Source organism: Bacillus sp. sid0103 (genome assembly GCF_019219025.1).
Map to the genome: position 1 here is coordinate 47,981 of NZ_JAHUWN010000020.1, position 25,931 is coordinate 73,911.

The 25,931-nt window shown below is 37.5% G+C and carries 26 protein-coding genes and 1 tRNA gene; 8 read left to right on the plus strand and 19 right to left on the minus strand.

What is annotated here, in order from left to right:
• Nucleotides 1–54 precede the first annotated feature (54 nt).
• From KW850_RS20935 to KW850_RS20945, 3 genes are read right to left on the minus strand one after another with little or no spacing between them, the layout of a single operon-like run.
• Nucleotides 55–1,209 carry a Ger(x)C family spore germination protein gene (locus tag KW850_RS20935; RefSeq protein WP_218349702.1) on the minus strand — a complete coding sequence of 385 codons (1,155 nt, stop codon included), beginning with the start codon at nucleotides 1,207–1,209 and terminating at the stop codon, nucleotides 55–57.
• Nucleotides 1,210–2,610 carry a spore germination protein gene (locus KW850_RS20940; protein ID WP_218349703.1) on the minus strand — a complete coding sequence of 467 codons (1,401 nt, stop codon included), beginning with the start codon at nucleotides 2,608–2,610 and terminating at the stop codon, nucleotides 1,210–1,212.
• Between the two features lies 1 nt (nucleotide 2,611).
• Nucleotides 2,612–3,694 (minus strand): GerAB/ArcD/ProY family transporter, encoded by a 1,083-nt coding sequence (locus tag KW850_RS20945; RefSeq protein WP_218349704.1) that lies wholly within the window; start codon nucleotides 3,692–3,694, stop codon nucleotides 2,612–2,614.
• Nucleotides 3,695–4,149: 455 nt separating this feature from the next.
• Between KW850_RS20945 and KW850_RS20950 the strand changes: the two genes are divergently transcribed.
• Complete coding sequence (locus KW850_RS20950; protein ID WP_218349705.1) at nucleotides 4,150–4,308, plus strand: hypothetical protein; 159 nt, start codon at nucleotides 4,150–4,152, stop codon at nucleotides 4,306–4,308.
• Between the two features lie 222 nt (nucleotides 4,309–4,530).
• Here the strand turns inward: KW850_RS20950 and KW850_RS20955 are convergent, their stop codons facing one another.
• Nucleotides 4,531–6,003 carry a zinc ribbon domain-containing protein gene (locus tag KW850_RS20955; RefSeq protein ID WP_218349706.1) on the minus strand — a complete coding sequence of 491 codons (1,473 nt, stop codon included), beginning with the start codon at nucleotides 6,001–6,003 and terminating at the stop codon, nucleotides 4,531–4,533.
• 299 nt (nucleotides 6,004–6,302) lie between these two features.
• Between KW850_RS20955 and KW850_RS20960 the strand changes: the two genes are divergently transcribed.
• Entirely contained in the window at nucleotides 6,303–6,701 is a 399-nt protein-coding gene (locus KW850_RS20960) for a hypothetical protein (protein ID WP_218349707.1), read from the plus strand.
• A gap of 42 nt (nucleotides 6,702–6,743) precedes the next feature.
• Here KW850_RS20960 and KW850_RS20965 read toward each other — a convergent pair whose 3' ends face one another.
• The 6 genes from KW850_RS20965 to KW850_RS20990 all read right to left on the minus strand — a co-directional run bounded on the left by KW850_RS20965 (nucleotide 6,744) and on the right by KW850_RS20990 (nucleotide 10,438).
• Nucleotides 6,744–7,520 carry a dioxygenase family protein gene (locus KW850_RS20965; RefSeq protein WP_218349708.1) on the minus strand — a complete coding sequence of 259 codons (777 nt, stop codon included), beginning with the start codon at nucleotides 7,518–7,520 and terminating at the stop codon, nucleotides 6,744–6,746.
• Between the two features lie 25 nt (nucleotides 7,521–7,545).
• Nucleotides 7,546–7,977, minus strand: a complete 432-nt coding sequence (locus KW850_RS20970; RefSeq protein WP_218349709.1) for a DoxX family protein — start codon at nucleotides 7,975–7,977, stop codon at nucleotides 7,546–7,548.
• A gap of 28 nt (nucleotides 7,978–8,005) precedes the next feature.
• Complete coding sequence (locus KW850_RS20975; protein WP_218349710.1) at nucleotides 8,006–8,650, minus strand: alpha/beta hydrolase; 645 nt, start codon at nucleotides 8,648–8,650, stop codon at nucleotides 8,006–8,008.
• Between the two features lie 317 nt (nucleotides 8,651–8,967).
• Nucleotides 8,968–9,753, minus strand: a complete 786-nt coding sequence (locus KW850_RS20980; RefSeq protein WP_218349711.1) for an alpha/beta fold hydrolase — start codon at nucleotides 9,751–9,753, stop codon at nucleotides 8,968–8,970.
• A gap of 23 nt (nucleotides 9,754–9,776) precedes the next feature.
• Entirely contained in the window at nucleotides 9,777–10,025 is a 249-nt protein-coding gene (locus KW850_RS20985) for a hypothetical protein (protein WP_218349712.1), read from the minus strand.
• A gap of 131 nt (nucleotides 10,026–10,156) precedes the next feature.
• Nucleotides 10,157–10,438, minus strand: a complete 282-nt coding sequence (locus KW850_RS20990) for a DUF1292 domain-containing protein (RefSeq protein ID WP_218349713.1) — start codon at nucleotides 10,436–10,438, stop codon at nucleotides 10,157–10,159.
• 145 nt (nucleotides 10,439–10,583) lie between these two features.
• Between KW850_RS20990 and KW850_RS20995 the strand changes: the two genes are divergently transcribed.
• Nucleotides 10,584–10,883, plus strand: a complete 300-nt coding sequence (locus KW850_RS20995; protein ID WP_218349714.1) for a hypothetical protein — start codon at nucleotides 10,584–10,586, stop codon at nucleotides 10,881–10,883.
• A 193-nt stretch (nucleotides 10,884–11,076) separates the two neighbouring features.
• Here KW850_RS20995 and KW850_RS21000 read toward each other — a convergent pair whose 3' ends face one another.
• Entirely contained in the window at nucleotides 11,077–11,988 is a 912-nt protein-coding gene (locus tag KW850_RS21000; RefSeq protein ID WP_218349715.1) for an LCP family protein, read from the minus strand.
• Between the two features lie 203 nt (nucleotides 11,989–12,191).
• On the opposite strand from KW850_RS21000, the gene KW850_RS21005 reads away from it, so the two are divergent.
• From KW850_RS21005 to KW850_RS21020, 4 genes are all read left to right on the plus strand, one after another.
• Complete coding sequence (locus KW850_RS21005; protein WP_218349716.1) at nucleotides 12,192–13,688, plus strand: spore germination protein; 1,497 nt, start codon at nucleotides 12,192–12,194, stop codon at nucleotides 13,686–13,688.
• A 19-nt stretch (nucleotides 13,689–13,707) separates the two neighbouring features.
• Entirely contained in the window at nucleotides 13,708–14,793 is a 1,086-nt protein-coding gene (locus KW850_RS21010; RefSeq protein ID WP_218349717.1) for a GerAB/ArcD/ProY family transporter, read from the plus strand.
• A complete protein-coding gene (locus tag KW850_RS21015; protein ID WP_218349718.1) occupies nucleotides 14,786–15,871 on the plus strand; it encodes a Ger(x)C family spore germination protein in 1,086 nt (361 codons plus the stop codon). The genes KW850_RS21010 and KW850_RS21015 overlap by 8 nt, the downstream gene beginning before the upstream one ends.
• A gap of 51 nt (nucleotides 15,872–15,922) precedes the next feature.
• Nucleotides 15,923–16,008 (plus strand) — tRNA-OTHER (locus tag KW850_RS21020).
• Nucleotides 16,009–16,115: 107 nt separating this feature from the next.
• On the opposite strand, the gene KW850_RS21025 is transcribed toward KW850_RS21020, so the two are convergent.
• The 3 genes from KW850_RS21025 to KW850_RS21035 are packed head-to-tail and all read right to left on the minus strand — an operon-like array spanning nucleotide 16,116 to nucleotide 18,427.
• Nucleotides 16,116–17,489 carry a nucleoside recognition domain-containing protein gene (locus tag KW850_RS21025; protein ID WP_218349719.1) on the minus strand — a complete coding sequence of 458 codons (1,374 nt, stop codon included), beginning with the start codon at nucleotides 17,487–17,489 and terminating at the stop codon, nucleotides 16,116–16,118.
• Entirely contained in the window at nucleotides 17,464–18,183 is a 720-nt protein-coding gene (locus KW850_RS21030; protein ID WP_218349720.1) for a FeoB small GTPase domain-containing protein, read from the minus strand. The genes KW850_RS21025 and KW850_RS21030 overlap by 26 nt, the downstream gene beginning before the upstream one ends.
• Entirely contained in the window at nucleotides 18,176–18,427 is a 252-nt protein-coding gene (locus KW850_RS21035; protein ID WP_218349721.1) for a FeoA family protein, read from the minus strand. The genes KW850_RS21030 and KW850_RS21035 overlap by 8 nt, the downstream gene beginning before the upstream one ends.
• Before the next feature lie 267 nt (nucleotides 18,428–18,694).
• Here KW850_RS21035 and KW850_RS21040 point away from each other — a divergent pair, with 267 nt between their 5' ends.
• Complete coding sequence (locus KW850_RS21040) at nucleotides 18,695–19,015, plus strand: hypothetical protein (RefSeq protein WP_218349722.1); 321 nt, start codon at nucleotides 18,695–18,697, stop codon at nucleotides 19,013–19,015.
• Between the two features lie 38 nt (nucleotides 19,016–19,053).
• On the opposite strand, the gene KW850_RS21045 is transcribed toward KW850_RS21040, so the two are convergent.
• The 5 genes from KW850_RS21045 to KW850_RS21065 form a co-directional block, all read right to left on the minus strand.
• Nucleotides 19,054–21,354 (minus strand): ATP-dependent DNA helicase, encoded by a 2,301-nt coding sequence (locus KW850_RS21045; RefSeq protein ID WP_218349723.1) that lies wholly within the window; start codon nucleotides 21,352–21,354, stop codon nucleotides 19,054–19,056.
• 156 nt (nucleotides 21,355–21,510) lie between these two features.
• Entirely contained in the window at nucleotides 21,511–22,752 is a 1,242-nt protein-coding gene (locus KW850_RS21050; RefSeq protein ID WP_218349724.1) for a glutamate-5-semialdehyde dehydrogenase, read from the minus strand.
• A 6-nt stretch (nucleotides 22,753–22,758) separates the two neighbouring features.
• Entirely contained in the window at nucleotides 22,759–23,871 is a 1,113-nt protein-coding gene (gene proB, locus KW850_RS21055) for a glutamate 5-kinase (protein WP_218349725.1), read from the minus strand.
• A gap of 368 nt (nucleotides 23,872–24,239) precedes the next feature.
• Nucleotides 24,240–24,848 carry an alpha/beta hydrolase gene (locus KW850_RS21060; RefSeq protein WP_218349726.1) on the minus strand — a complete coding sequence of 203 codons (609 nt, stop codon included), beginning with the start codon at nucleotides 24,846–24,848 and terminating at the stop codon, nucleotides 24,240–24,242.
• A gap of 210 nt (nucleotides 24,849–25,058) precedes the next feature.
• Nucleotides 25,059–25,904 carry a DUF3307 domain-containing protein gene (locus KW850_RS21065; RefSeq protein ID WP_218349727.1) on the minus strand — a complete coding sequence of 282 codons (846 nt, stop codon included), beginning with the start codon at nucleotides 25,902–25,904 and terminating at the stop codon, nucleotides 25,059–25,061.
• Nucleotides 25,905–25,931: the final 27 nt, after the last annotated feature.

Consider the following 25,931-nt stretch of genomic DNA (forward strand, 5'->3'; position numbering starts at 1 on the left):
AAAAATTTGCTCTTTGTTGTTGTCCATCCGTCAAAAGAAGATGGCTAGTTGGTATCATTTCCCATTTTTAAGAAGCGTATTAATCCCGGCATTGATTTTACTTATGCTTTTTAATGGTGCTATTTCTATATGAATATTGTTTTTATTTAATATAGGGAATTTCCCTCTGCTTTGAAATGACTTCCAATCATCATGCATAAATCGGTATATATAATCCTCAAATTGATAAATATCTCCACCAATATTTTGACCTTTTTCATATGCTGTAAATACTTCGTTTCTTAATTTTTCTTTAATTTGTCTCTTAATTTTAGGGGAGATAATCTCTTTGCTTGATTCTCTGACAATGGCAGAGATTTTTATATCTAAACCAATTTGTATCCCATTTTCGTCTTTATTCACCATTCTTTTGACCTTTGGGTTCAATAGTTCGATTTGAACAAATTCCTCTTCCCCTCCACGAACAATGAGAGGTGATCGGACTGATTTGTTATTCACACGAATAAAACCCTCAAGATCTTTTTCTTTTAAATGCCCCTTCAGTATTGCCCCTTTCATGAGATAGGCACCATTTATAATGGTTACAGGCAATTTCTCTTGATCCTTCTTCATGATTTCATCGTTCGTCGATATACTTGGCACTAGGATCGTTTTTGTTTTCTCATTATATTTATAAATTAGTTCCTGCAGTGATAAAGCTGGAACGGAGGAATCTTGTTGTTGCATGTATTCTGGCTGAACAATTCTTGCGTTTGAGTAGGCATAATAAAACGGAACCTTTGTGGTGAAAATCTTCTCAATCGGTTCCTCTGTACCGTAAACCCATCCTGTTAGACGTATATTGAAATTCGTATCTAACGCCTCTACTGTTTTGCTTAATCTTTTTTCTAAGACTGACTTTCCAAAAACAAACACACTTAACTGGTCGTAATTGACGGGAATTTGAATACCATGATAGATTTTATTCATCGCATCTTCCAGAGTTTTACCTTTTCCTTCTCCAATCCAGACCGGGCTAGGTTCAGCACTTTTCCCCTGATCCGATTTCGCTACATTTGAAAAATCTAAGAACTGGAGCATGACGTGATATTCATCATTCTGATAGTCAATTCCAATTCCTACTGCATAGGCTTGGAATTGAATTTCATTAATTTTCGTACATCCTGTTAAAACAAAAAATAGTAGGACAATGTATAAAAATTTCCTCATCTATTCACCTGATCTTGTGCCATCTTTAATTTGTAAAGATGCCTTCCGTTTTTTCATGAATGAAAAAGGAATGCGGAAAAAAGCGAACATAATATCCTTCCCATTTGGAGAAGAGATATCTGCTAAAATAGGAACTCCAAAAGACTTCAACCTTGTTAAGTAAAGAAAAACGAATAACAGACTGGTGAAAAATCCATAAATCCCCATGAAGTAGCAAAAAAGTAAAACAAACACTCTGATAAAAAAAATATTCCCTGATAAAGACTGATTGACAAGAGTAAAGCTGGAAATGGCGGTGACCCCAATAACAACAAGAGTTGTCGGAGATGTAATTCCTCCGCGTATGGCTGCATCACCTATGATCAAACCACCAAGAACGGCAACGGTTTGTCCGATTCCCTTCGGCAAGCGTGCTCCACCTTCTTTAAATAGCTCAAACATGATAAGCATAACTAGAATTTCTAATAATGGTGAAAATGGCAGCCCTAGTCTTGAAACCGCAATCGTTGCAATAAGAGGAAGGGGTAATTGCCCAACATTATGTGTGATTAGCGCCGCATAAAAGCCTGGCAAAAAAGTCGTCGTACAGAGACCTATAATTCGCAATGTTCTTTCCAATGAGGCAAAATAAAAACTCGTGTTTTCATCTTCAGGAGTCTTAAAAAGAAAAGGAAGATCAATCGGTGCAATCAACGCAGTGGGAGCTCCATCCACGATAATGGCAAACCTCCCTTGATTGATGGCTTCTGAGACGAAATCAGCTCTACCGGAATAGTCTATTAGAGGAATAAGTGAGAATTTGTGTTCCATTATCTGTTCTATCAGCATCGAGGTACTTGTCAGGATATCAACATCTATAGCAGTAAGACGTCCTTGTATATCTCTTAAAATATCTTCATTGATAATATCCTTTATATAAAGAAGAGAAATCATTGTATTCGTTCTTTTGCCGATTGTGTAATCTTCTACTACTAAAGATTTCGTCCGTAACCTTTTGCGGATTAATCCAAGATTCGTCGTGATATCCTCGACAAATCCATCCTTCGGGCCGCGAATCGAAACTTCTGCCACAGACTCATCAGGCTGTCTTGCGGGAGATTTACTGATATCATAAAAAAACAGCTTCTCTCCAGCAGGTATGACCATTAGCTTCCCCGAGAAAATAACCTTCTCTATTTTTTCAGCATCGATATCCTTTTTGCTGATAACCTCCATCTTTAAAGATTGATATATGGAGCTGGAAGTTTCAACAGAGGGCAATATGAACGAGGGAATCAGACTAGTATCTGTTATGGTCTTACAATACACAAAGATTGAAGTATGCTCCTCTTTTATTTCGATATCAGACGAATGGTTGAAAAGTCGCTGCAAGTTTTCAATAGAGAGAAGATGTCCGTTCATGTTAAATCTTGCCTCCTGTCCACTTCTGTTTATTCTTCACAATGTATAACGCCAAGATTAAGATTTGTATGGTTAATAAAATGAACGACAGAGGTCTGAAATATCCATAGATAATGGTAGAGAATGGGCTTTGATCAAATGGATAGATACATGCGATAAAAAGGAAAGCATATAGGATCCTTACTACTTTTACATTCGCCATTCCTTTGGTAAGAATTCGGCATGCGATGAATACAAATAAACTGATTCTAATCACTCCACCTGAAAGCCACTGAAAAATCGCAAAAAAATCCGCATGGGAAAAATATCTTCCAATGGAAATTAAGCGCCACTCTTCATATGCGGGATATCGATACTCCGAAGCCTGCTCAGGTCCAAACTCGACAATCGCTCCGATTGTAGGTCCTAGCATTAACCCTATGATAACCAATCCAACAACGAATAATTGCTTTCTTGAAACAGCCTTTTGTAATACAGGAGTTAAAAATATGACGATAAATAACTCTAAAATTGGCAAAGAAGTATAGATAAGCCCCTTAGTCATTGGTAAATAGCCATCCGTAAACAATGGGAATAAAAGTTCAAAATGCTTTTTCTTCATATTTGCAAACGAAATAAAAAAGCCTAAGAAAAGGACTATAGGACAAAGAATACTGCTTAAGAGTCCAATCGAAAACAAACCAGACTCGGTACATAGCAAACAAAATAAAAGCAGCACAACCGCCAGTGTAAAACTGTTAAACCCTTGCATGTAGCTCAATTGTGACCAATAAATGATATCCTTTGCCGTCACAAAAGCATCAATCAGCATATATATGGCTAAGGGTAGAAGAAGGAGGTAATAACTAAGCGGGCTCCCATGATCCTTCAAAAGCTGAATGATGGATCTCTTGTTTACTATGACAACAATCTTATAAAGAACAAAAATCCATAAAGGTAGAATGATGAGCGTTACTAGGATACTAATCCAAGAATCTCTTTTTGCTGTCGTTAACAGGAAAGGAATAATCTCAACATGGGCAAACAAGCCCACAGAAAGCAAAATGATGTACACGATGGAAATAAATCTTAACTTATTCTGCATTTTTTTTGTCCTTTTTTCCTATTATTCATCTTATTTCCTAAACTTATTATGAAATATTTAACTATTTCATTCTGAACATGATTCTAGAATGCCATTGCTTCCATGGATGTATGTATTAAATTCAAATTAGGAACTTTAATTAAAGCCCTCGTTCGTAATATAAGGTTAGCCAGATTTTTCTGTTTAACCTATTTCTAAATGGTCATATGATTACGGTAGTCAGGGTAGAACGTCGCCCCCTTTGGACTTGATTCCTTTAGCTAAACTGTTCACCCCCTACTTTAATAAACATGTTTCAGGGGTTAGTCGAAAAAGAAAAAGGGGCTACCGCAGCAACCCAATTTTTCAAAGAAAGCCCCCTTTACTCTAAGTGAAATTCGCTCAATCCTCGGGATATACCGAGTGTTTTTTTGTAAATAATAAGATTGTTAAACAATAAATTGAGGAGGACTTGTATGCAACAGGATCAACAAGCTAAAGAGAATTTGGGTTCTATTATGAAACCAGAATTTTCAGGAACTGATGCACAAAAAGTAAAACAAGAAATTCAAAAAGATGTAAGCGAAGGACAAGGTGCAATGACTTCACGAGAAGCAGGAGCAATGCGAGATTAAAAAACCACTCTGAGTGGTTTTTTATTTTTCTGCTTCAAAATTAAACATTCCACTAAAATAACCTCTATTTTTAATTAATTAAAATTCTCGGTACCCCAGAATGCACCTCTCTAACTTAATATCCAATCTTTTCATCACTATCCAAAAAATCATATAAATGTTTTTCTAATTCCTGTCTGATTGTTGCAGGAATCGATTCAATCCATTCCGGAACTAGTTGATTTAATCTACTGAACTAAGTATTTGATTCACCCGATAGTTTTCCCAGTCTTTAAATGCCTGGTTCACTTTGATGCTATTAACATCGATTTTCCGTTCGTTTGAATCAATCCAGCGAATCATGTGATTATTTTTAAAGTAGTAGCGGTTTTCTAATGGTTTAGCTGTGGTCGTAAAAATAAAAAACAGTGAACCATCATTCCAAAAATAATATTCAGTCGTTAATCCATTTTCGTGCTTCACAATTTTCTTAATAATTCCATTCTCATTAATATACTGAGTAAAATTTCTACTCTGCTTAATTGTTGTGTAGTCTTTTTGCACCTTATTAATTTTATTATATTCTGTCCTAATTTTTTTCACTTCAGCTTCAACGTTAATAAATGAAAGATCTTCATCAGAGGCAACCACTTCAGTAGATGGAGGTTCTTCTTCGGTAGTCACTTTGCTACTTTCTACAGGAGTATTTTCCTTCTGATAATTAAATAGCAAGCCAATATCTCTGAAATCCTCGTCTACCAATGTAGTTTCATTACTTTTTATCACATTTCCGTTGATTTCTGTTTCAGCATGGATCGTAATAGAACCATCAAATACGACAGGTCCAAACCGATCCATTTCCCCTACCCGTTGATACGTATTCTTGCCATTTACATAAAGAAAGGCATCTTCGCGATCAGAATAAATGGAAAGATAATTTTCGGGAAGGGTCAAATTAACTTCCATTTTCTTACCCGTAATACTCTGAGGGTCGATTACTTCTTCCTTATCTATAGTTGCGTATTTCCCTTTGTAGACTGCCTTAAGTCTGTATTCTCCGATCAGGTAAGGTCCAAACGTTTTCCCTTCACCCCGATTAATCTTTCCAACCTTTTTGTCATTGATAATAATTTCTGTTCCGTCAAAATTGGATGAAATAAACGGATAAAACGGCTTAATATAAATTTTATAATGATCGAAAAAGAGCCACTTTTTCCCTGATGGATGAATGGATACAAATCCCATCTTTTCCAGTCCTGAAAAAGTAAGGTTTTGTGGTTGGTCTTCTATGTATGAAAGGAAAGGAAATAAGGACTTCTTAGTAATTTTCAGATTCGGATCGGTCGTAGTTACTATCCCAGCTAGGACAGTCGTGTCTTGTTCCTGTAATGCCTTCTCAAATTTCTGAATCACTGTTTTCTTACTGGTCGGCGTGGACCCTAGATAATATCCACCAAATAAAAGCACTACAAGAATTACCCCAATCGTAAGAAATAATTTTTTTCTTCGTGAAATTTGTTTGGTTGACCTTGTATTGTTTCCTAACTCTTCCTTTATTTCCGGAAAATTTTGCGATGTTGTTCCTCCTAAAGCAATGCCCGCCTCACTCTGATCATAGTTGTCTTGAACATTAGCAAACTGCTTTCCACAATTTGTACAAACGCGGTAATGCTTTTCCACCTTCGTTCCGCATTCCGTACAGAACTTATAACTCATTAACCTATTACCCCCCCAATAAACCAATCTGCAATAGTATTAAGCCTTGTAAAATTAGGTATATAAATTCATTTTATTGCTCGATGTCGGGTCTAATGACACATTGCCACCCTTATTACCTTTTACTCTTATTAGACCCTATTTATGGAAAAACGACAACATCTAGGTGCCTGACACCCAATTTGACACGAAATTGTAATAAAAAATGGTATTTGTCGAATATTTTTCCAAAATTATTGAAGGAGTATGTCGAAAAAAAGAGAATGAAGTTAAGGAGGTTAAATAAAGGAGGAGAAAAGATGAAGAAAGTATTAACCGTTTTAGGTGGAATCATTATTGCATTATCGTTGTTTGTGACTACTGGCAATACCGCTAAAGCAGCCGCGAAACCTGGTTTACCCACAACTGACCATGATTGCGGTTGCGATGTTACAACAGCTATTGGATCGGAAAAGAATAAGTTTGTCGCAGATTTATTAAGTAGTCAGGAATTTAAGAACGCAAAACAATTAATTACAAATGCAGGATTTAACTGGAGAGGTAAAGATAACATCGTTGTCGAGGTCAATCATACACTTGGTGATGCAGTTTTAATTGTTGTCCCTTTTTATACGCAAGCAGGTTCTATTGAGATTGCATTTTTTATTAATGGTCATTATGTTGATCATTTGCCAGTTGAAGTATTTTATAATGAATAAAAAAACCTTCCAACGTGGAAGGTTTTTTTATTCATTTCTAACTCACCCAAACTGCCAAACACTATGACTCAAATTTCCATATCGAAAACTGCGATGCAGCAATGTTGCTTTCTGGCTATCATCTGCTGCTCCCAATGCGTAGAAAAGTGGAATAAAGTGTTCATTTCCATAACGCGGTACGGCATATTCAGCATTAGGTGCAAGTGAATCGTATTTAAATAATGCATCGAGGTCCCAATTGTTTAAGTGTTCAGTCAACCAATTCTCATATTCAAGCGCCCATGGGTCAATGGAATTATCTGTCCATTTCACAGCTCTCAGGTTATGGACGGTTCCTCCACTCGCAATAATTAAAACATCATTTGCGCGTAACGATGCTAAGCTTTTCCCAATGTTATACTGCTCTGAAGGTGTAAGATTTGGGTTAACTGACATCGAAATGACTGGAATATCTGCATTAGGATAGAGAAGGCGAAGAACTACCCATGCCCCATGATCAAGTCCGCGTTTCGTCTCTACATCAAAGGGGACACCGTTTTTCGTGAACAAATCTTTAATTTCTTTAGAAATCTGTTCGTTCCCCTGAGCCGGGTATTTAATCGTGTATAGTTCTGGGTCGAATCCACCAAAATCATAGATCGTGTCATAGGTATCCACTTCGCTTACTTTTTGTATAGATGATTCCCAATGTGCCGAAAATAATATAATTGCCTTGGGCCGGGGCAGTGTTTGCCCGAGCTGAGTTAGAAACTGAGTATATTCATTGTTCTCAATTGCTAATAATGGTGCTCCATGAGCAATAAAAAAAGATGGCAGCATTTTAACTTCCCCCTATTTAGTTAGGTTAATTTCTTGAAAATGAGGTTGTTTCTTCCTTCTGTCCTTTGAAAATGAGTTGATCGAGTGCAAACATTTTACTACCATTAATCGCAATAAACACAGCCATAGCTAGTAAAGCTAAATCCAATTCGTAACCAGCCATTTGTCCGTTCCCTAAAAATCCTACAGCTAGTTTCACTTTTACGATGGCACCAACCATTAACAACGACAATAATCCTGAAATTATTCTGCTACCTAATCCAAGAACTATTGCAGCACCACCAATCATTTCAACCGTTGCAACCCCATATGCTAAGAATCCTGGTAAACCAATACTGTCAAACCAGCCAACGATGTTCTCAATTCCGCCTTGAAATTTTACTACCCCATGAACAAAGAATGTAATCCCTAATATGACTCTTATAAGTAAGGTACTCGCTTCAAATTTTGTTAACATAATTATTTTCCCCTTTTTTGTGATTTTTTTATTGTTCTACTTTTTCTATTAACCAGTTCATGAAATCCTTATGGTTTTCCATCGAAACGGTATGTCCTTCTGGATAAGTTTTAAAGGTTACATTTGACTCTAGCCTTCGAAAATACTCATTATTTGCCAAGCCCCAGTCAAATGGAAGCACCTGATCCAACTCACCATGAGAAATAAACAATGAAACTTTATCAACTGGCTTTACCTTATACTCTTCCTTTACAAAAGCAGGAATGTATCCACTTAGTACAATAATCCCCTTTATTCGGCTGCCCAGTGTTAACCCTAGCGTCATCGACAAAATTGCTCCCTGACTAAAGCCAAGTAAGAATAGCTGACTTTCATCCACTGGGTATTCAGCGCAGGCAAAGTCAATAAAGCTAGTCAGTTTAAGGATACCTTCATCGAACACTTCCCGATGCGGTTTTCCATATCCTTCAATGGTAAAAAATGCGTAACCTGGTGGTTGTGGAAGATGGCCACGGATACTAAAAATATAAAAACGGTCTTCTAATCCGTTTACAAGCGACAGCATATTCTGTTCATTACTGCCAATCCCGTGCATTAAAAACAACGCAGGATAGGATTTACCTGGTTCAGTCTGTGCAGGTCGACGAAGTTCATAAATCATTGGTGAATTCATTACCATCATCCTTTCTTTTGATTAATACAAACCTTATATCATTAGGTTGGCTGTTTTTTTGATTCTTAACATAAATTCAAATGAAGATAAGATTTTTGTAACAGCAATTAATACAAATAAATAAAAAAAATTCATATAAGGAAACAAAGAGATAAAAAAATAAGAAGCTTGTTTGTTTTCTAATGTGAATCTTTGTTGTTTATAGAATAACAATAGTTTAGTTGGATTGTCAACAATTATTTCTTAATATATAAATATGTTCTATATTGGAATATATCTATAAAAAAAAGGAACCTAATTGGTTCCTATCATCGACCTTAAATTGGCGCTAAGAATCCCTGTAGCTCCGAAATAAGTTCCATGGGATTTTCATACATACTCATATGGCCCGATTCTTTTATTAATGATTGCTTAATATTGGCCTTGCTGACGGAAAATGTTTTTTCTACTGGGATGATTTGGTCTTCCTCACCGGCAATTAACAGAACAGGCAATGTCGAGGATTCTAATACTCGGTTTCGGTCTGGCCGGTCTTTCATCGCATGGAGGGTATCGATCGCGCCTTGTGCGGAAGTAGAATAGCCTATTTCCATTGCCGTCCCCACATAATTCTCATCTTGGTTTTCCGGAGAAAATAGTTTCGGTACCAAGCCATCGATTAACGAATAAATCCCGGACTTATTTATTTTTTCAATATTAGCTAATCTGCCTTTTTTCGCGTCCTCCGAATCAGGGAATGCGGTGGAATGAATCAAAGAATAACCATTTAATTTGCTGCTGTACTTTTCGGCAAAGGCTAATGTGATGTAGCCGCCTAATGAGTGACCAAACATTGTTACCTCAGATATATTTAATGCATCCAGCAGTTTTTTCACTTGATCCGCTATATCCTCAATCGAACTGCTTCCCTTTAAAGGCTCAGACTGTCCGTGTCCAGGAAGATCGGGAGCAATCACCCTGTATTCAGTTGATAACGCTGGGATAACAAACTCCCAATAACTAGAACTACCACAAAAGCCATGGAGAAGAACGATTGGTTTCCCTTTCCCACTATCTATATACGCCACCGATGATTCTTGAACCATGAGTTTCTTCATTTCCATACAGGCATCACCCCAGAGTTTGTTCAGCTAATTTGCTCTTCGCTATTATCGTTGCTTAGTAATATTCTTTTATTTGGGATTAGTGTTAAATTTGATTTTTTCAATAAATATTCTAAGTGATCAATTGGCATGGAACCATGACCTTTACTATCAGCAAGCGTAAATTGAACTGTAACCCCATTATAACTTTTGACAGTTAAGGATTCAGCAGAATTGAAAAAACTTTTAACCCCTTGCGATATTTGATATTTTGTACCTTCTTCAATTAACATTACATTACTCCTTTTAAAATCTTATTCATATGTAGTATGCCTAGAATGGTTTTATACATACATAATTTTCCCAATTGAAATAAATCCAAACAAAAAGAGAGATATTACATCATCCCTCTTCGACCGTGTGATTACTCTTCCATTCCCTCTTCTTCATCCATCATGGCATCAAACGCTTCAGAAACTTTGTCGAACTCTTCATCACTATCGATGGCAGCTAAATCACCGTCTTCATCAACTTTCATAAAAAAGATATCAATATCTTCATCAGATTCCTGCCTGATGTCGTCTGCAAATCCGACAGCAACATAATCCGTTCCTTCTATAGTCATGACCCCCAGGACTTCAACTTCTTGTTCCTCCCCGTTTGCATCTGTAATGGTAAAAATTTCTTGGACTTCTACTTTACTCATTTTACCTTCACCTTTCTTTAAAAAGTATTTTATTCCCACAGTATCCCTAAAAAAAAGGAGTTTAATTCGAAAACATGTATTTCCACTATATATTCGACAAAAATCTTATATAATTAGTTCATAATGCTTTCTAAGGAGAATCCCAATGAATCAAAAAGAGTTAGAAGAAAAGATTATCGAAAACTATCGTGGTGAAGAGAAAATGATGATTCTTGTATTTGCTCAATGGTGCGTGAATCATGATCTTAATCCGGAAGAGTTATATTTGCGAGCCTATCCGCATCAGGGATCTAACCCTGCATTACGAGAGGCAATTGAGCTAACTGTACCTAAAGAAGAAGCTGGAGAAGTCGGTGACCAAACACTACTTGGTGTGTTATCGTTGTTTGGCAATGATGATCTTGCTTTTGTTGTTACAGAAGAAATAAACAAACTGAAAAAATAAGTTTTGTGCCATTTTGGAGTAGTTTTGTGGCGATTTTGGCTGGTTTTGTACGAATTTTTAAAGTTTTGTGCTATTTCACATGAGTTTTGTGCCGAATTTAAGGTGTTTTGTGCAATTAGACATTTTTTACCAACAAATAGGGCTGATATAGTAAAAAAGCAGACATAATCCCGAGCTTATGTCTGCTTTTTCCTTAATAATGATACTCTCTATTAACGGGTGAAGGTTTAAGTAAGAAATCCTTTAATGCTTCTTTATTGGCCTCCAAATTTATTTCCAGGACTGCACCAGAATGCGGATACGTTTTATTTACGTAGCTATTTTGGACCGGAATCCGTAAACTATCGATGTTCTTAATCGGATAAAAAACCAGTTTAGATAAAACTGATAAAATCTCTCCTTTGTCCATGTCTGAATCCACATGATTTAAACTTTCCTCCACAAAATCTGGCAGTACTGCTAACGACTCAATATGACTAAATTTATTTTTTAATTGTTCCTTTACCTTGACGATCACTTCCTGTTGACGTTTCACTCGGCCAAAATCACTTTCGGCATCATGTCGAAAGCGGACATATTTTAACAATTCTCGTCCTTTCAAGGCATTTTCTCCAGGTTTCACGTCCATTTTAAAATCATCAATCATCTTTTGACTAACATTAACAGTAATTCCTTCCGGTGCAATAAGGTCAATAAAGTTAGCAAATCCTTCAAAATCAATAGAAATGGAGTGATCCACTTTCATTCCGAAATTTTGATATATCGTTTTCTTCAATAATTCATTGCCACCGATAAAGTATGCCTTATTGAGTTTGTCGTAACCTTTAGAATAGCCAGGAATTTTGACATAACTGTCTCTCATCAAACTAATTAACTTGATATTACCTTCTTTAGGAACATATTGGGCTATTATAATGGCATCAGAGAAAGATTGAGGTTCCCCTCTTGAGTCACTCCCTATTAAAAGAAAATTCATCATTCCTTTTTTATCTTTATGATAAGTACTGTCTTCATTTTTGGATGGTGAAGAGGGTTGAACTTGATTTTGGTCACTTAAATTTCCAGCTGAACAGCCTCCTAAAAAAATAGAAAGTAAAATTATCATGAATATTCTCAAGCTTTTCACCAACTTTCACTAATATTCGATTCAAAATACAAATTGCTACCCTGTTAATTTCTCATCTTTTGCTTTTGTTTATTCTTCCCTGCCATTATCTTTCCTTCCATAAACCTTATAATCACAGGATGATTTGCATAAAATTCCCTTTTCTACACAAAATAAGAAAAAAATTATTTTGAGGGTGTATCATGAAACCAAATGCAGATCTTCCTTACAAGGAAGAAAACCCACAAAACGATGACGATCAAAATTGGCTCCAACGTTTATCAAAATCCAATGACTTTGTTCATGAGCACACTTCCATTAAAGAGGAGAATCCTTTTTGGCTTTCGTACTATCGGACTCTGATTTCATCTGACATCCTCCATCAGGATGTTTTGCCCTTTTTGCAGGAGCATCTATCCTTAGAGGAATTAAAAAGTGTTATACCTGTACAAGAAATTCTTTGTACAAATGATCCTAAGGTAATCATTGAAAACCTAATGCGGGGATTCTTGGCACTTCAAAGGCATGGACAAGATAAAGAATGTTTATTAATTAATATTGCTAATAGTAAATTTCGAGATGTTAGCATATCAATGATGGAATCCTCGGCTGTCGGACCACAAGTTGGTTTTATTGAAGAATTAGATACCAATATTAATCTTATTCGAAAGAGATTACCTGTCCCTGAACTGCTTGTAATCGAAATGAAAGTCGGCGAACTTTCAAAAACCAATGTTGCCGTTATCTATTTGGATGGGATTGCGGATCCGGAAAATGTAAACACGGTTGTTCAAAGAATAAACGATGTTCAATATGATCATATCCAGGACAGTGCTTATCTTTCTTCAATGATTGAGGACAATACGAATTCCTTGTTCCCACAATCGATATCAACTGAGCGAGTCGATCGTGTGGCAGCAGGGCTAACAGAAGGAAAAATAATCATTGCAGTGGATGGTTCACCAAATCTAGTCCTTGTTCCAGTTACCTTAATTGAATCGTTTATTGCGATGGAAGATTATAGTTATTCCTGGATTATTGGAAATTTCTTTCGACTCATACGCTTTTTTACTTTGTACATTTCTGGGCTAGCTACTCCCTTGTATGTAGCGATCATGACGTATCATTATGAATTGATTCCTGCCCCATTGCTCGAAACTCTAGTTGGTTCAAGGGCAACTGTTCCCTTTCCTCCTTTTTTAGAGGCTTTAATGTTAGAAATCATGATTGAAATGGTTAAAGAGGCAGGTATTCGTTTACCATTTAAAATCGGGCAATCTCTTGGGGTTGTGGGTGGGATTGTTATCGGACAGGCAGTCGTTGAAGCGGGGTTAACTAGTAATGTATTGCTTATTTTAGTAGGGCTCGGTACCCTAGCTTCCTATACGTCGCCGGTTTATAAATTTAGCAACACTGTTCGGTTTATTAAGTTTCCAGTAATTATTCTTTCCCAATGGTTTGGATTGTTTGGGGTGTTTTTAGGATGGCAATTTACACAAATCCATTTATTACGGTTAACTTCTCTCGGGCGTCCTTATTTAAGCTTATACCCAATACGATCAACATCCTTTCAAGATCTTTGGTTTAGACTTCCTTTTTCCAAACAGCAAGAAAATCCGACCACTCTTAGACCGCAAAAGAAAAGAAAAGCAACTGGGAATCGAGAAAACCCAGAGCCAGTGAACGATTTTTATGAATAAATCGTAGAGGGGTATTCCAGTGCAAGTGAATAAAAGGCATCAAGTTTCTCCCTATTTAGTTTTCTTTATTATTTATAATTCACAAGTTGGGGTTGGCATATTAGGATTCCAAAGAACTATTGCTGCGAAAGCAGGATATGATGCTTGGATTGGTGTACTCTTGGCAGGGTGTTTAGTTCAACTATTCATATGGATGATGTATAAACTGCTCGAAAAAGCCGATGGAGATATCGTTGATGTCCATTCAAAATTGTTTGGGAATATTCTTGGTAATTTTTTTAGTTTTATCATTATGATTTATTATTGGATTGCCAGTCTATCGGTCTTACTTGGATTTATTGAGATTATTCAAGTTTGGATGTTCCCTACACTACCCTCATGGATACTTTGTTCATTAATCTTAGTTTTAGTTTATTATTGTGTATCTGGAGGATTTCGGGTTGTTGTTGGTGTTTCTTTTTTGTCATTTATTTATCCGCAAATCATCCTAATCGTCCTTTATATTTTTCCATTGAAAGCTGCTCATTTTTCCAATTTACTGCCAATCATGAATCATTCTTTTTTGGATATGCTGGATGCAGTCAAAAGTTCTATGTATACGTTAGCAGGAACAGAAACGTTACTCATGTTCTATCCATTTATAAGAGATCCTAAATCATCAAAAAAGTTCGCTCATTTAGCTGTATTGTTTACAACCTTACTATATACGCTTTCTGCGATTGTATCATTTACGTATTATAGTGAAAGACAGTTAAATGAAATCATTTGGCCAGAATTAACTTTAATAAAAATTATCCGGCTATCTTATTTAGAACGCTTTGAATACCTATATATTTCTATGTATTTAATTATCGTTTCAGCATTGATCGCTTTACTATTATGGTGTACTACCAGAGGTCTAAAGAGAATTTTTAAAAAGAAACAAAAGAACTTTTTAATCATTTTAAGCCTACTCAGTGTCGTTATATCTCAATTAATAAACGAACAATGGAAAGAAACACTGGATAAATACGTAACCCAACTAAATTTATGGATCTTTTACGGCTACATCCCAATCCTCCTAATAATTTTCACAATACTAAGAAGGAGAAAACAAAATGGCTAATCGAACCTTAATAGGAATAGGGGTTACTATTTTCTTATTATCCGGTTGTTCTCTGATACCCACCAACATTGTCAATCAAATAAATATGGCGCAGGGGGTAGGATATGATTGGGCCGGAAAGAAAATGATAAAAGGATCCATCACCTATCCAATTTATAAGAAGGATCAGCCCTCTACCACTGAAGTCAAAATATCCTTAGGTGAAACGAGTAAAGAAATTCGGAGCAACATAAATAATGAGTCACGGTATCCATTAGTCAGCGGTCAATTACGGGTTGCACTTTTCGGGAAATCACTAGCAAAAAAAGGGATTACTGATGTGGTTGACACCCTAAACCGTGACCCAGCCATAGGCAGTGTTATTCAAATGGCTGTCGTCGATGGGGATGCCAGTGAACTACTTAAAATGGAGAAATTCAAAACAGAAAATGTTTCGTTGTTTGTACAAGAAATGCTGGATCAATCCATGAAATCAGATAATCTTCCTGAATCAAATTTACAAACATATTCATTTCAATTTAACCAAAATGGACAGGATCCCTATTTGCCATTAATCAAACAGATAGAAGATAATATTAAAATTATTGGCCTGGCGATATTAAAAGATGATCGATATATCTTTCCTATTTTTATGGAAGATGCATTCACATTTAAATGTTTAGTTGATAAATATATACAAGGCTTACAGCGTTTCACTTTAGAAAATGGTGAAAGGGTCGTTCTAGATAATCTTCATTCTAAAGCACACTATCAAGTAAAAATAAAAAAAGGCCGACCGGAATTTACGATTAATCTTAAGTTGAAAACAAGGCTTCAGGAATTCACATCTCCAAAGAAAAAAAGGGTAGCATTGGATAAAAAACATATCCAAAAGGAAATTGCCGAGCAATTAGAAGAGCACTCATTAAAACTCATCAAAAAGTTTCAAAAGCATGACGTGGACCCTTTAGGTCTAGGTGCAAAATATAGAGAGCAGGATCGCGGTTTTAATGAAAAAAAATGGAAGAGATTCTATCCTACAGCAAAAGTTCATGTACATGTAAAGGTAAATATCAAACAAACTGGGACTGTAGATTAATTCTTTAAAATGAACCGGATATTTTCGAGGAATATGGTCAAAATAAAATCAGGGCTTGTAGCTCAAGTGGTAGAGCAACCTGTAGTCCTATATGTTGATTGCAGTGTGTCTTGTGGGTTCAAATCCCACCAAGCCCCTATCTAACTAACGGCAAAAGGTAAGTCAGTAAAAACACTGACTTACCTTTTTTTATTAACCCTCAAAAGTAAAGGGACGACAAAGTGTCAGCCCCATTTTTCAATCTTTATAGTAAGCCAAAATATCTAACCGTTTGTGTAATAATGAGTGGAACAAGAATTGCGATAACAGTCGGAATCAAGAAGGCAAGAAATGTCCATTTCTTACTCTTTGTTTCTTTATAAATATTAAGCAAGGTTGTGCCGCATGGATAATGAAGCAGCGAAAATAACATCATATTCAATGCTGTGAGCCACGTCCAACCGTGATCAAGAAAGATTTTCTTCAAATCAACCATGCTATCAACTTCGGTTAAAGATCCTGTTGATAAATAACCCATCAATAGGATTGGAAGAACAATTTCGTTTGCTGGTAACCCTAAAATAAACGCCATCATGATGTAACCGTCAAGGCCAAGCATTTTTCCAAATGGGTCCAAAAACTCAACAGCATACATCAAAATACTGGTATCTCCAATGTAAATATTCGCGAACACCCAAGTCAAAATCGCTGCTGGAGCGGCAACTTTAACGGCGCGAACTAACACAGACCAGGACTTTGTTAAAGATGAGCGAATCACGGTATCAAATATCTTCGGTTTACGGTAAGGCGGTAGTTCTAATGTGTAATGAGTTGGTACTCCTTTAAGGGCCGTTTTCGACAGAACCCAAGAAACAAAAAAGGTAACCACTATACCAAATAAAACAATTCCGACAACGACCCCTGTGGTAACAAGTGATGCTGCCCCACCTGTAAAATTGGCAGCCATGAATAACGATGCTAAAACAATTAAAGTTCCCCATCGTCCATTACATGGAACAAAGTTGTTTGTAAGGATGGCCAGCATCCGCTCTCTTGGTGATTCAATAATCCTTGTTGAAATAACCGCTGCCGCATTACAGCCAAATCCCATCGCCATTGTTAATGATTGCTTCCCATGGGCACCTACCCTTTTAAAGAGCCGATCCATGTTAAAGGCTACCCTTGGAAGATAACCATAATTTTCTAATAATGCAAATGTTGGAAAAAAGATCGCCATCGGCGGGAGCATAACACTAATCACCCATGTTGTTCCTCGGTATAAACCGAGAACAAGGACTCCGTGCAACCAATCGGGTGCATGCAGGAAAGTAAAAAATGATGTAATATACCCCTCTAAGAATCCAAAAAACTCAGCTATCATGGAGGATGGGATATTTGCTCCAGCGATTGTTAAATAAAATAGAACTCCTAACATAATAATCATGATGGGAAAACCAAAAATTGGTGATGTAAAAACCGCATCCAGTTTTTCGGTTCGAGTATCCCTTTTTGATTGTGTATAGGTAATTCCTTCATGACATAATTTATGACTGCGATCGTAAAGGTTTTGAACAATGTCATCTCTCAGCTTTGGTGTCGACAGCTCCTGAGCTTCAGCATAAAGCTTGTGAATACTCATTCTCTAAACCCCCTCCTGCAACCAATCGGTTACTAATTTCATTCAGTAATGTTTCGTCTCCATCTAGCAATCTCAAAGAAACCCAACGAGAGGATAATTGATCTCCAATAAATTCACGTACTTTAGGTTCAATTATTTTAATCTTAGCTTCGATCTCCGCAGGATAGGACACCTGAACCGGGTTGCATTCAATCACCCCTGTCACAATGCGATCAATGGTATCTAAGAGCATAGGAAATCCCTTTTTGTTCCTGGCAGAAATCTTGATGACAGGAACCCCCAACCGATTGGTCAACAATCGCTCATTAATCTGAATTCCTTGTTCTTCCGCAACATCAATTAAATTGATGCAAATGACAACATTTTTTGTCATCTCTAATACCTGCAACGCTAGATTAAAATTCCGCTCTAATGAGGTCGCATCTAGTACCACAACCGTCACATCTGGTTTTTCAAAAACGATATAATTTCGCGCAACTTCTTCATCCGTTGAATTCGAGAAAAGTGAATAGGTGCCAGGAAGGTCAATAAGATTAAACGTTTTATCTTTATGCTGAACAGTCCCTTGTGCAAGTGAAACGGTTTTTCCTGCCCAATTTCCTGTATGCTGTCTGAGGCCGGTTAAGGCATTGAACAAGGTACTTTTCCCCGTATTCGGATTTCCAGCTAAGGCAATTCGATATTCATTACCCATTAGATACCAGCTCCCCTTCTATTTTTGAACTTTCCTCTCTTCTGAGGGCAATCGTTGTTTGACTGACACGAAAGGCAATTGGATCTCCCAACGGACTTTTGCGAATAACCTCTACGAGTGCTCCATTCACAAATCCTAAATCCAATAATCGTCTTCTCATGACACCCTCTAGATTTATATCAGTTATTTTTATCAAATTTCCTTTTTGGCCATTCACCAGTTTAATAATATTAGGTTTATCCATCTCTCTTTCCCCTCCTTCAAAGTTTTTACCGTGTGCAACTTTTCTTTAATTATATGTAAAAAATCTAAAAATGTCTCCTATTTTGCAAAAATAAATATTTTAACAGTGTTTGGAAATTTGACTTTTTTCATAAAAAAAAGGAAAAGAGGCCACTTTTTATTTAAAGGTATAATCTTTATCACTTGTATTTTTATAAAATTATGGTAATCTGAAGTTAATTTTTATAATATTCAGTCTTTTTAAAAAATATTGATTGGGGTGGGTAAAATGTTTAATTCTTCAGGAGGATCCTACAAGGCGGTCAACTCAAATATTTGTCAAACTTGCGGGAGTGTTACGTTTCAGCATGAAGCATCTTCCCCTAGTAAAAAGAAAGGAATAACTTATGTCATCTTGGGCTGGTTGTTCTTCGCTATTTCACTTGTCTTTATGCCTCTCCTATTTGGGGTTGGGGCAGTATTCATGGGAATTATGACTTTCTGTGAGCGCAGTCAGGTCCACGGTGCTTTCTTAACCTTTTTTGCGGCAACAGGTTTAATTCTTGGGTCCTTGTTTAGCTTTATGGTATCTGGAACATTTCTTATATAACCATCAAAACCCTTATGGAAAAGATTCCATAAGGGTTTTTACAGGATTAATCCGTGTTTAGGAGAACCAAGCGTATACTGCTGCCATTCAGGCGGCAGAAGCTGTTGATACTGTCGTTGTAAAAATCGATCATCGACTAATACAATCGTTCCATGGTCTTCTTCCGAGCGAATTAAACGTCCCCCTGCTTGAAGCACCTTATTCATGCCAGGATAGACATAGGCATAGTCATAACCATTTTTGTTTCTTTGATAAAAATGATCCTTAATGAGATTCCGTTCAAAACAAAGTTGCGGCAAGCCTACACCAACAACGACGACCCCACTTAATCGATCACCTATTAAATCGACACCCTCTGAAAAAATCCCGCCAAGAACAGCAAAGCCCAGTAAGGATTCTGTTTGGTTAGGCAAAAAGGCATCCAAAAAGGCTTCTCTTTCCGCTTCAGTCATCCCAGCTGCTTGAATGATCGTTTTTGTTTCATCGTCCTGTTGCTTGAACTCCTCATAAACAGCCAATAAATACTGATAGGATGGAAAAAAAATTAATATGTTCCCTGGCCGGCTTTTAATCAATGCTTGAATGACCGAAACAATCGACTCCTTCGTCTTGTCTCGATCCCGGTAGCGGGTGGACAATGGATGGATATGGACGTCGACCTGATCACTTGAAAATGGCGAAGGAATAGATAGCGCATAATCATCTACCTGACCGCCAAGGAGATCTTGATAGTAGGATAATGGTGAAAGTGTTGCTGAAAAGAAGATCTTGGACCGATATCCCTTTCCCATTTGTTTTAGAAGCTTTGATGGATCAATGCAAAAAAGCTTAATCGTGAAATCATTTTTCACTTTTTCCCCGTAAATAATATAGTGTTCATCAACAAACTCTGCCACTTTCAAAAAATGATTGGCCGTAAAATACGCTTCTAAAAGTGTCTGGGACTTTTCGGTGGGAAGAACTCGTTCTGTCATTTCTACAAATTGGATCAAGTGTTCCAACAATTCTTCATCCAGATTTTCAATCGTAAACTCATGTTTCTCCGGATTTGCTTTTTTCAGTGCTAGAAACCATGCATTTAGTTTACCAGCAGCGTCAACTATCTCTTTATTGATTCCTTTAAATTCCTTTTTCAATTGAAGAAATTGATCTTTGTTTATTGACGATGAAAACATCTCCCGCCCCCGATCCACAAGATTGTGGGCCTCGTCTACCAATAAAGCAGCAGCCTTCTTTTGCTCTTCAAACAAACGCTTTAAGGAGACGCGCGGGTCGAATACATAATTGTAATCGCAAATGATGCAATCGACTGCATAGGCAAGGTCAAGCGAAAATTCAAAGGGACAGACGGTATGTTTCTTTGCATAATTTTCGATTACGTCTCTAGTCATCGCCGTTTCATTCGAAAATATATCAAGAATCGCACCATTAATCCGATCATAATAACCGTTGGCGAATTCACAGTAATCCTTTTGACAATTGGTTTCGTCCTTAAAACAAACTTTATCTTTAGCCGTTATCGTAACGGTGTTCATACAAAGACCGCAAGCACGCATTTTCTTATACGCCTCTTCGGCTGTTGTCCGGGTGATCGTTTTAGCTGTCAGGTAGAATACTTTGTCCAAATGACCTTCTCCGATTGCTTTTACGGAAGGAAAGAGTGTCGAGATGGTTTTCCCTATTCCTGTTGGCGCTTTAGCAAATATATTTTTTTTATCGAAAATCGTCTTGTACACGACTCCAGCTAATTTCCGTTGTCCCTCACGGTAGGTATCAAATGGGAAAGCAAGCTCTTTACAGCTCTTATTCCGGTTTCGGCGATGTTCATGGAGAAGATTTGCATAGGGAGAATACTCCAAGATTATATGCCCGAGAAAGACTTCGAGCTCTGCGAAGAGATAATTTCTTTTAAAATATGTCTTTTCAAGTGTATCAACCTGGACATAGGTAAGCTGAACAGAAATTTCCTGTAAATCATTGTCCTTTGCATACATATAGGCATACAGTTTCGCTTGTGCCCAGTGAACAGGATAGCCGCCTTCTTGGATCTGCTCGGATAGCAGTGAATACGATTTGATTTCGTCGATGACCACCTCGTCATCACGAAACAACAGCCCATCACACCTGCCATCAATAATGAAGGAAAGATCCTCAGCCTTGACTTCAGCGCGGAGGTATACTTCTTTTCGATCGGATTCTTGATACGTTTTCTGGATCATTTGATGAATCCTTGTTCCATCTAGGAGCGTGGATTGTGACCGGAAACGTGAATCAATACTGCCACTACGATATACATGTTCAACGAGAGTTCTTACGGATATAGAAATAACATCAGTCACTAAATCACCAACTTACTAAAAAATCATAACCAGAATATATGTTTGCCTTATTATTAATTATAGCAAATTTTCCACTTGATTGGATAGTACTGACCCCAAAAATGAAAAAACAAGTAAAGATGAACGAGCATCCTTACCTGTTTTGTATGTTGGTTCCTATGAACGAATTTGTCCTGAACCACGAACAATCGCTTTTGTCGTTGTTAGTGCACGGAGCCCCATTGGTCCACGGGCATGAAGCTTTTGGGTACTAATTCCGATTTCTGCCCCATAGCCAAACTGTTCTCCATCGGTAAATCGAGTCGAGGCATTATGATATAATACCGCTGCATCGACTGCCTGGAAAAACAAATGAACATTATCTGGATCTTCACTGATAATTGCCTCGGAGTGTTTTGTCCCATACAGGTCAATATGGTCAATCGCATCCTTCACATCATTCACCCTTTTTACAGCCAAAATCGGAGCTAAAAATTCACTGCACCAATCTTCTTCCGTTGCCTGCTTCACAAACGGATAGTCGGATGCTAATTCTTCATTCCCACGCAGTTCTACCCCTTGGTCATGTAAGGCTTGTAAAATTTCAGTTGCATACGGCCATTCTTTGTGAATGAGCAGGGTTTCTGCTGCATTACAAACCGATGGACGATGTAGTTTCGCATTGATCGCGATGTCGATGGCCATCTTTTCTTTGGACGTTTTATCAATGAACACATGACAATTACCCACACCTGTCTCCAAAACTGGCACAGTTGCATTTTGGATGACCGATTGGATTAACCCTGCACCGCCGCGCGGGATAAGGACATCGAGGTATTGATTCAATTTAAACATTTCTGAAGCCGTTTCCCGGCTTGTGTCCACCAAAAGTTGAACAGCATCCGCTGGTACAGCGGTTTCTGCAAGCGCCTTGCGCATGACATGAACGAGCGCTTTATTCGAATGAATCGCCGAAGAACTCCCTCTTAAAAGAACAGCATTCCCTGCTTTTAAACAAAGACTTCCTGCATCAACGGTAACATTGGGACGAGCTTCATACACCATTCCAATCACTCCGAGCGGAACTCGGATCGTTTCGATTTTTAACCCATTTGGACGGTCCCATGCTTCAATTGTTTCGCCAATTGGATCCTTCAATTCAATTAACTGACGAACCCCATCCACAATTTGTTCGATTCTTTCTTCTGTTAACAGCAGACGATCCAACAGCGACTCGGATAATCCATTTTCCGTTCCTGCTTCAATATCCTTGGCATTTTCAGCAATGATCCATTCTTTTCCCTTCAATAAATGGTCAGCGATCATCAATAGTGCTTCGTTTTTTTCCTCTGCTGACAGCATTCCCAATTGTTTGGCTGCTTTCCTTAATTTGCCGGCTTTTTCTAGTAACTCACTCATTTGTTATCACTCCTTAGGCATCGTGACCCAATTATCACGATGAATCACTTCTGCTTTTTTATTAATCGAATAATCTTTTGACTGCTCACTTGGCATACCTTTTACTTTTAGTAGATTTTTAGAAGAATAGTAGCTTTGTCCTTTCCCGACGATTCTCCCTTTTTGATTGCGGACCACGACAACGTCTAAAGCATTAAATTCACCTATTACATTTGTCACTCCAACAGGCAATAAACTTTTTCCCTGGAACAACACAGCCTTCTCCGCCCCGTCATCAATTTCAATCACACCACCTACTTGTGAGTGGTAAGCAATCCACTGCTTTCTCATTTGCATTTGAGTTTGGAATGGTCCGCCAATATACGTCCCATCCCCTTTACCAGCGAGAATATCAACCAGTTTTTCCTTACCCTTTCCTGTACCGACAAATACACTGACCCCAAGGGAGAGAGCTTTTTTTGAAGCTAGTAATTTCGATTTCATTCCGCCCGTTCCTACCGAGGAACCGGCTTCTCCTGCAACTCCTAAGAGATTGTCAGATATTTCAGAGATAAAATGATATTTCTTAGCTTCCTTAGACGTTTTTGGATTTCCATCATATAAACCATTGACATCCGTTAAAATCATCAATGCGTTCGCATGTAAAAAGCCACTTACTAAAGCGGACAGCATATCATTGTCGCCGAAAGTCAATTCTTCAATCGCCACCGAATCATTTTCATTAATAATCGGTATGACACCTTTTTGAAGTAACTCCTGAATGGTATTAAAGAGGTTATGAAAACGGACTTGGCTATAAAAGTCTTCACGAGTTAAGAGAATCTGTGCTGGTACTATCGCATACTCGTTAAACAACTGAATATAATTTTGCATTAAGAGCCCTTGTCCCACAGCTGCGGCGGCCTGCTTCCCTGCCACACTTTTGGGACGTGTTGGATAACCAAGTAAGCCAAATCCCGCGGCAACTGCTCCGGAAGATATTAGGATGACATCATGCCCCTGCTCCTTTAAAGAAGCAAGCGCCTCTACATGGTCACGGATCTTTTCTTCAGAAATTGTCCCTGAGGCATTCGTAAGCGAACTGCTCCCAATCTTTACAACCACCAACTGTTTTTTCATTTCCCTCGAACCCTTCTTTTAAAAAATAAAAAAACGACTCTCCTGTCCTTAAAAAAAGGACGGAAAGTCGTTTCCGCGGTACCACCTTTATTGATGCCATGCACCCACTTTGAACCCGTAACGAGGGTGACGGCTTATGTTTGCATAAGCAGTGTGTGTAAGGGCAGGTTCAAACTTTTTTCCGTGAGAAACCTTTCAGCCGATGGGTTTCACTCTCTAACACGTTCCAAAGATTTACTAATCCCAAACTGTTTTCGATTTATAATTTCTTTGATTATCCTTAGAAAATGAATAAAAGTCAATAGAATATTTAAAATTTTAGAAAAAGAGCTAACCGAAAACAATCGGATTAGCTCTTAAAGATAGTCTTATTTATTAATTTTATTATACCAAGCCGCTGCTGCTTCGACTTCGCTATAGGTTAATTGGTGTCCATTATGCTCCCAGTGAAGATGGACCTTCGCATTCGCATTTTCCAACAATTTTTCGAGATCACCTGATTCCAATGGTGAACAAATCGGATCGTTTGTCCCTGCGCCAATAAATACGGATATCCCTGTTAAGTCTGGTAATTCAATTCCTCTTAAAGGGACCATTGGATGATGAAGAATGGCTCCTTTTAACGCATCTTGATAATGGAACAACAAACTCGCCGCAATATTAGCCCCATTGGAATATCCAATCGCGATGACATTATTTCGATCAAATTCATATTTTTGTGAAGCCTCGTCTAGAAATTCATACAATTCTTTTGTACGAAAAATAAGATCCTCTTCATCAAAAATACCTTCTGCTAATCTGCGGAAAAATCGCGGCATCCCATTCTCAAGGACATTTCCACGCACACTTAAAAAAGAAGCATCCTCATCAATTTTACCTACGAGTGGAATCAAATCTAACTCCGTTCCGCCCGTCCCATGCAGCAATAAAAAAGTTGGTTTCGATGTGTCTTTCCCCTTTTGAAAAATATGTTTCATGTTGTCCATCCCCTTCCTCATTCTAAATGCACCTTACAATTATTGTTCGATACTTTATCATTTCCTAACCGTCCAAATGATTAAATATCTTAAATCCAATTATCTCGAATACGAGATAATAGTAATACTATTTTAGCATCTCGTCAATTACTTTGAATCCATTCTACAAATTAGAAAAGCACCCCACTGGATGCTTTGTCTCAATCTGCTTTATGTTAGGACAGCTTTTAATAAAATACCTAGGGTAATTCCTAAGAACATCGAGGTTAGTGTTCCAAGCAAAAAATATTCTGCCCAGTCCCTGTCATCCATTTGTTTAAAGCGGGCAATAGACTTGGCTGCCACAATAAACCCAATCGCTGGATAGGAACTATAAAATGTTAACAATAATACTAGTAATCTCTCAATATAGCCAATTAATTTTCCACGTGAAAGATCATGCTTACTAAAAACGGTATAATTGTATTCCTCTGTTAATCCCTTTCTACCCTTATGTATAATCTCAGTTTCATTGCGCTCATTTTTAAAAGAATACTTCCCCTCAAAGGTTAATAGTTGATTTGGCAAGGACCCTAGGAGAATCTTGATCATATGCCCGCTTACAGTTGTGGCTAAAATGATAATGATGATGATAAACAAAACAGAATCAATAAAACCTAAACCCCCATCCTTGAATAACCCTTTTATTTCAAACTGAAAACAGAACATGCATACAAATAAAATGACGCCTAGATGAAGTCCCTGATCAAAAACAAAGTAACCCAGCCGCTTCATGTTTTCCTCGTTCGTTATCTTCATTTTATCTAGCAGCTTAATCTTAAAATAATCCACGATAAAATGCGATATGACAATCGCGATTAAAGGAATGAATAGATTAGTAAGGACATTCTTAAAATGAAACTCGTGTACCCAGAATCCGATTAAAACGATTACAGTCATGAAGAAATGGTGAATGGTATGTCTCCGTAGATTTTTGCGTTTCTCAATGACCATGTCATCTGTTTGTAAATAAAAATCTGCTATTAAATGGGCAAGGACTAGACTGAAAAATAACATGGTTTCTCCTCTCTCTTTATGCTGGAA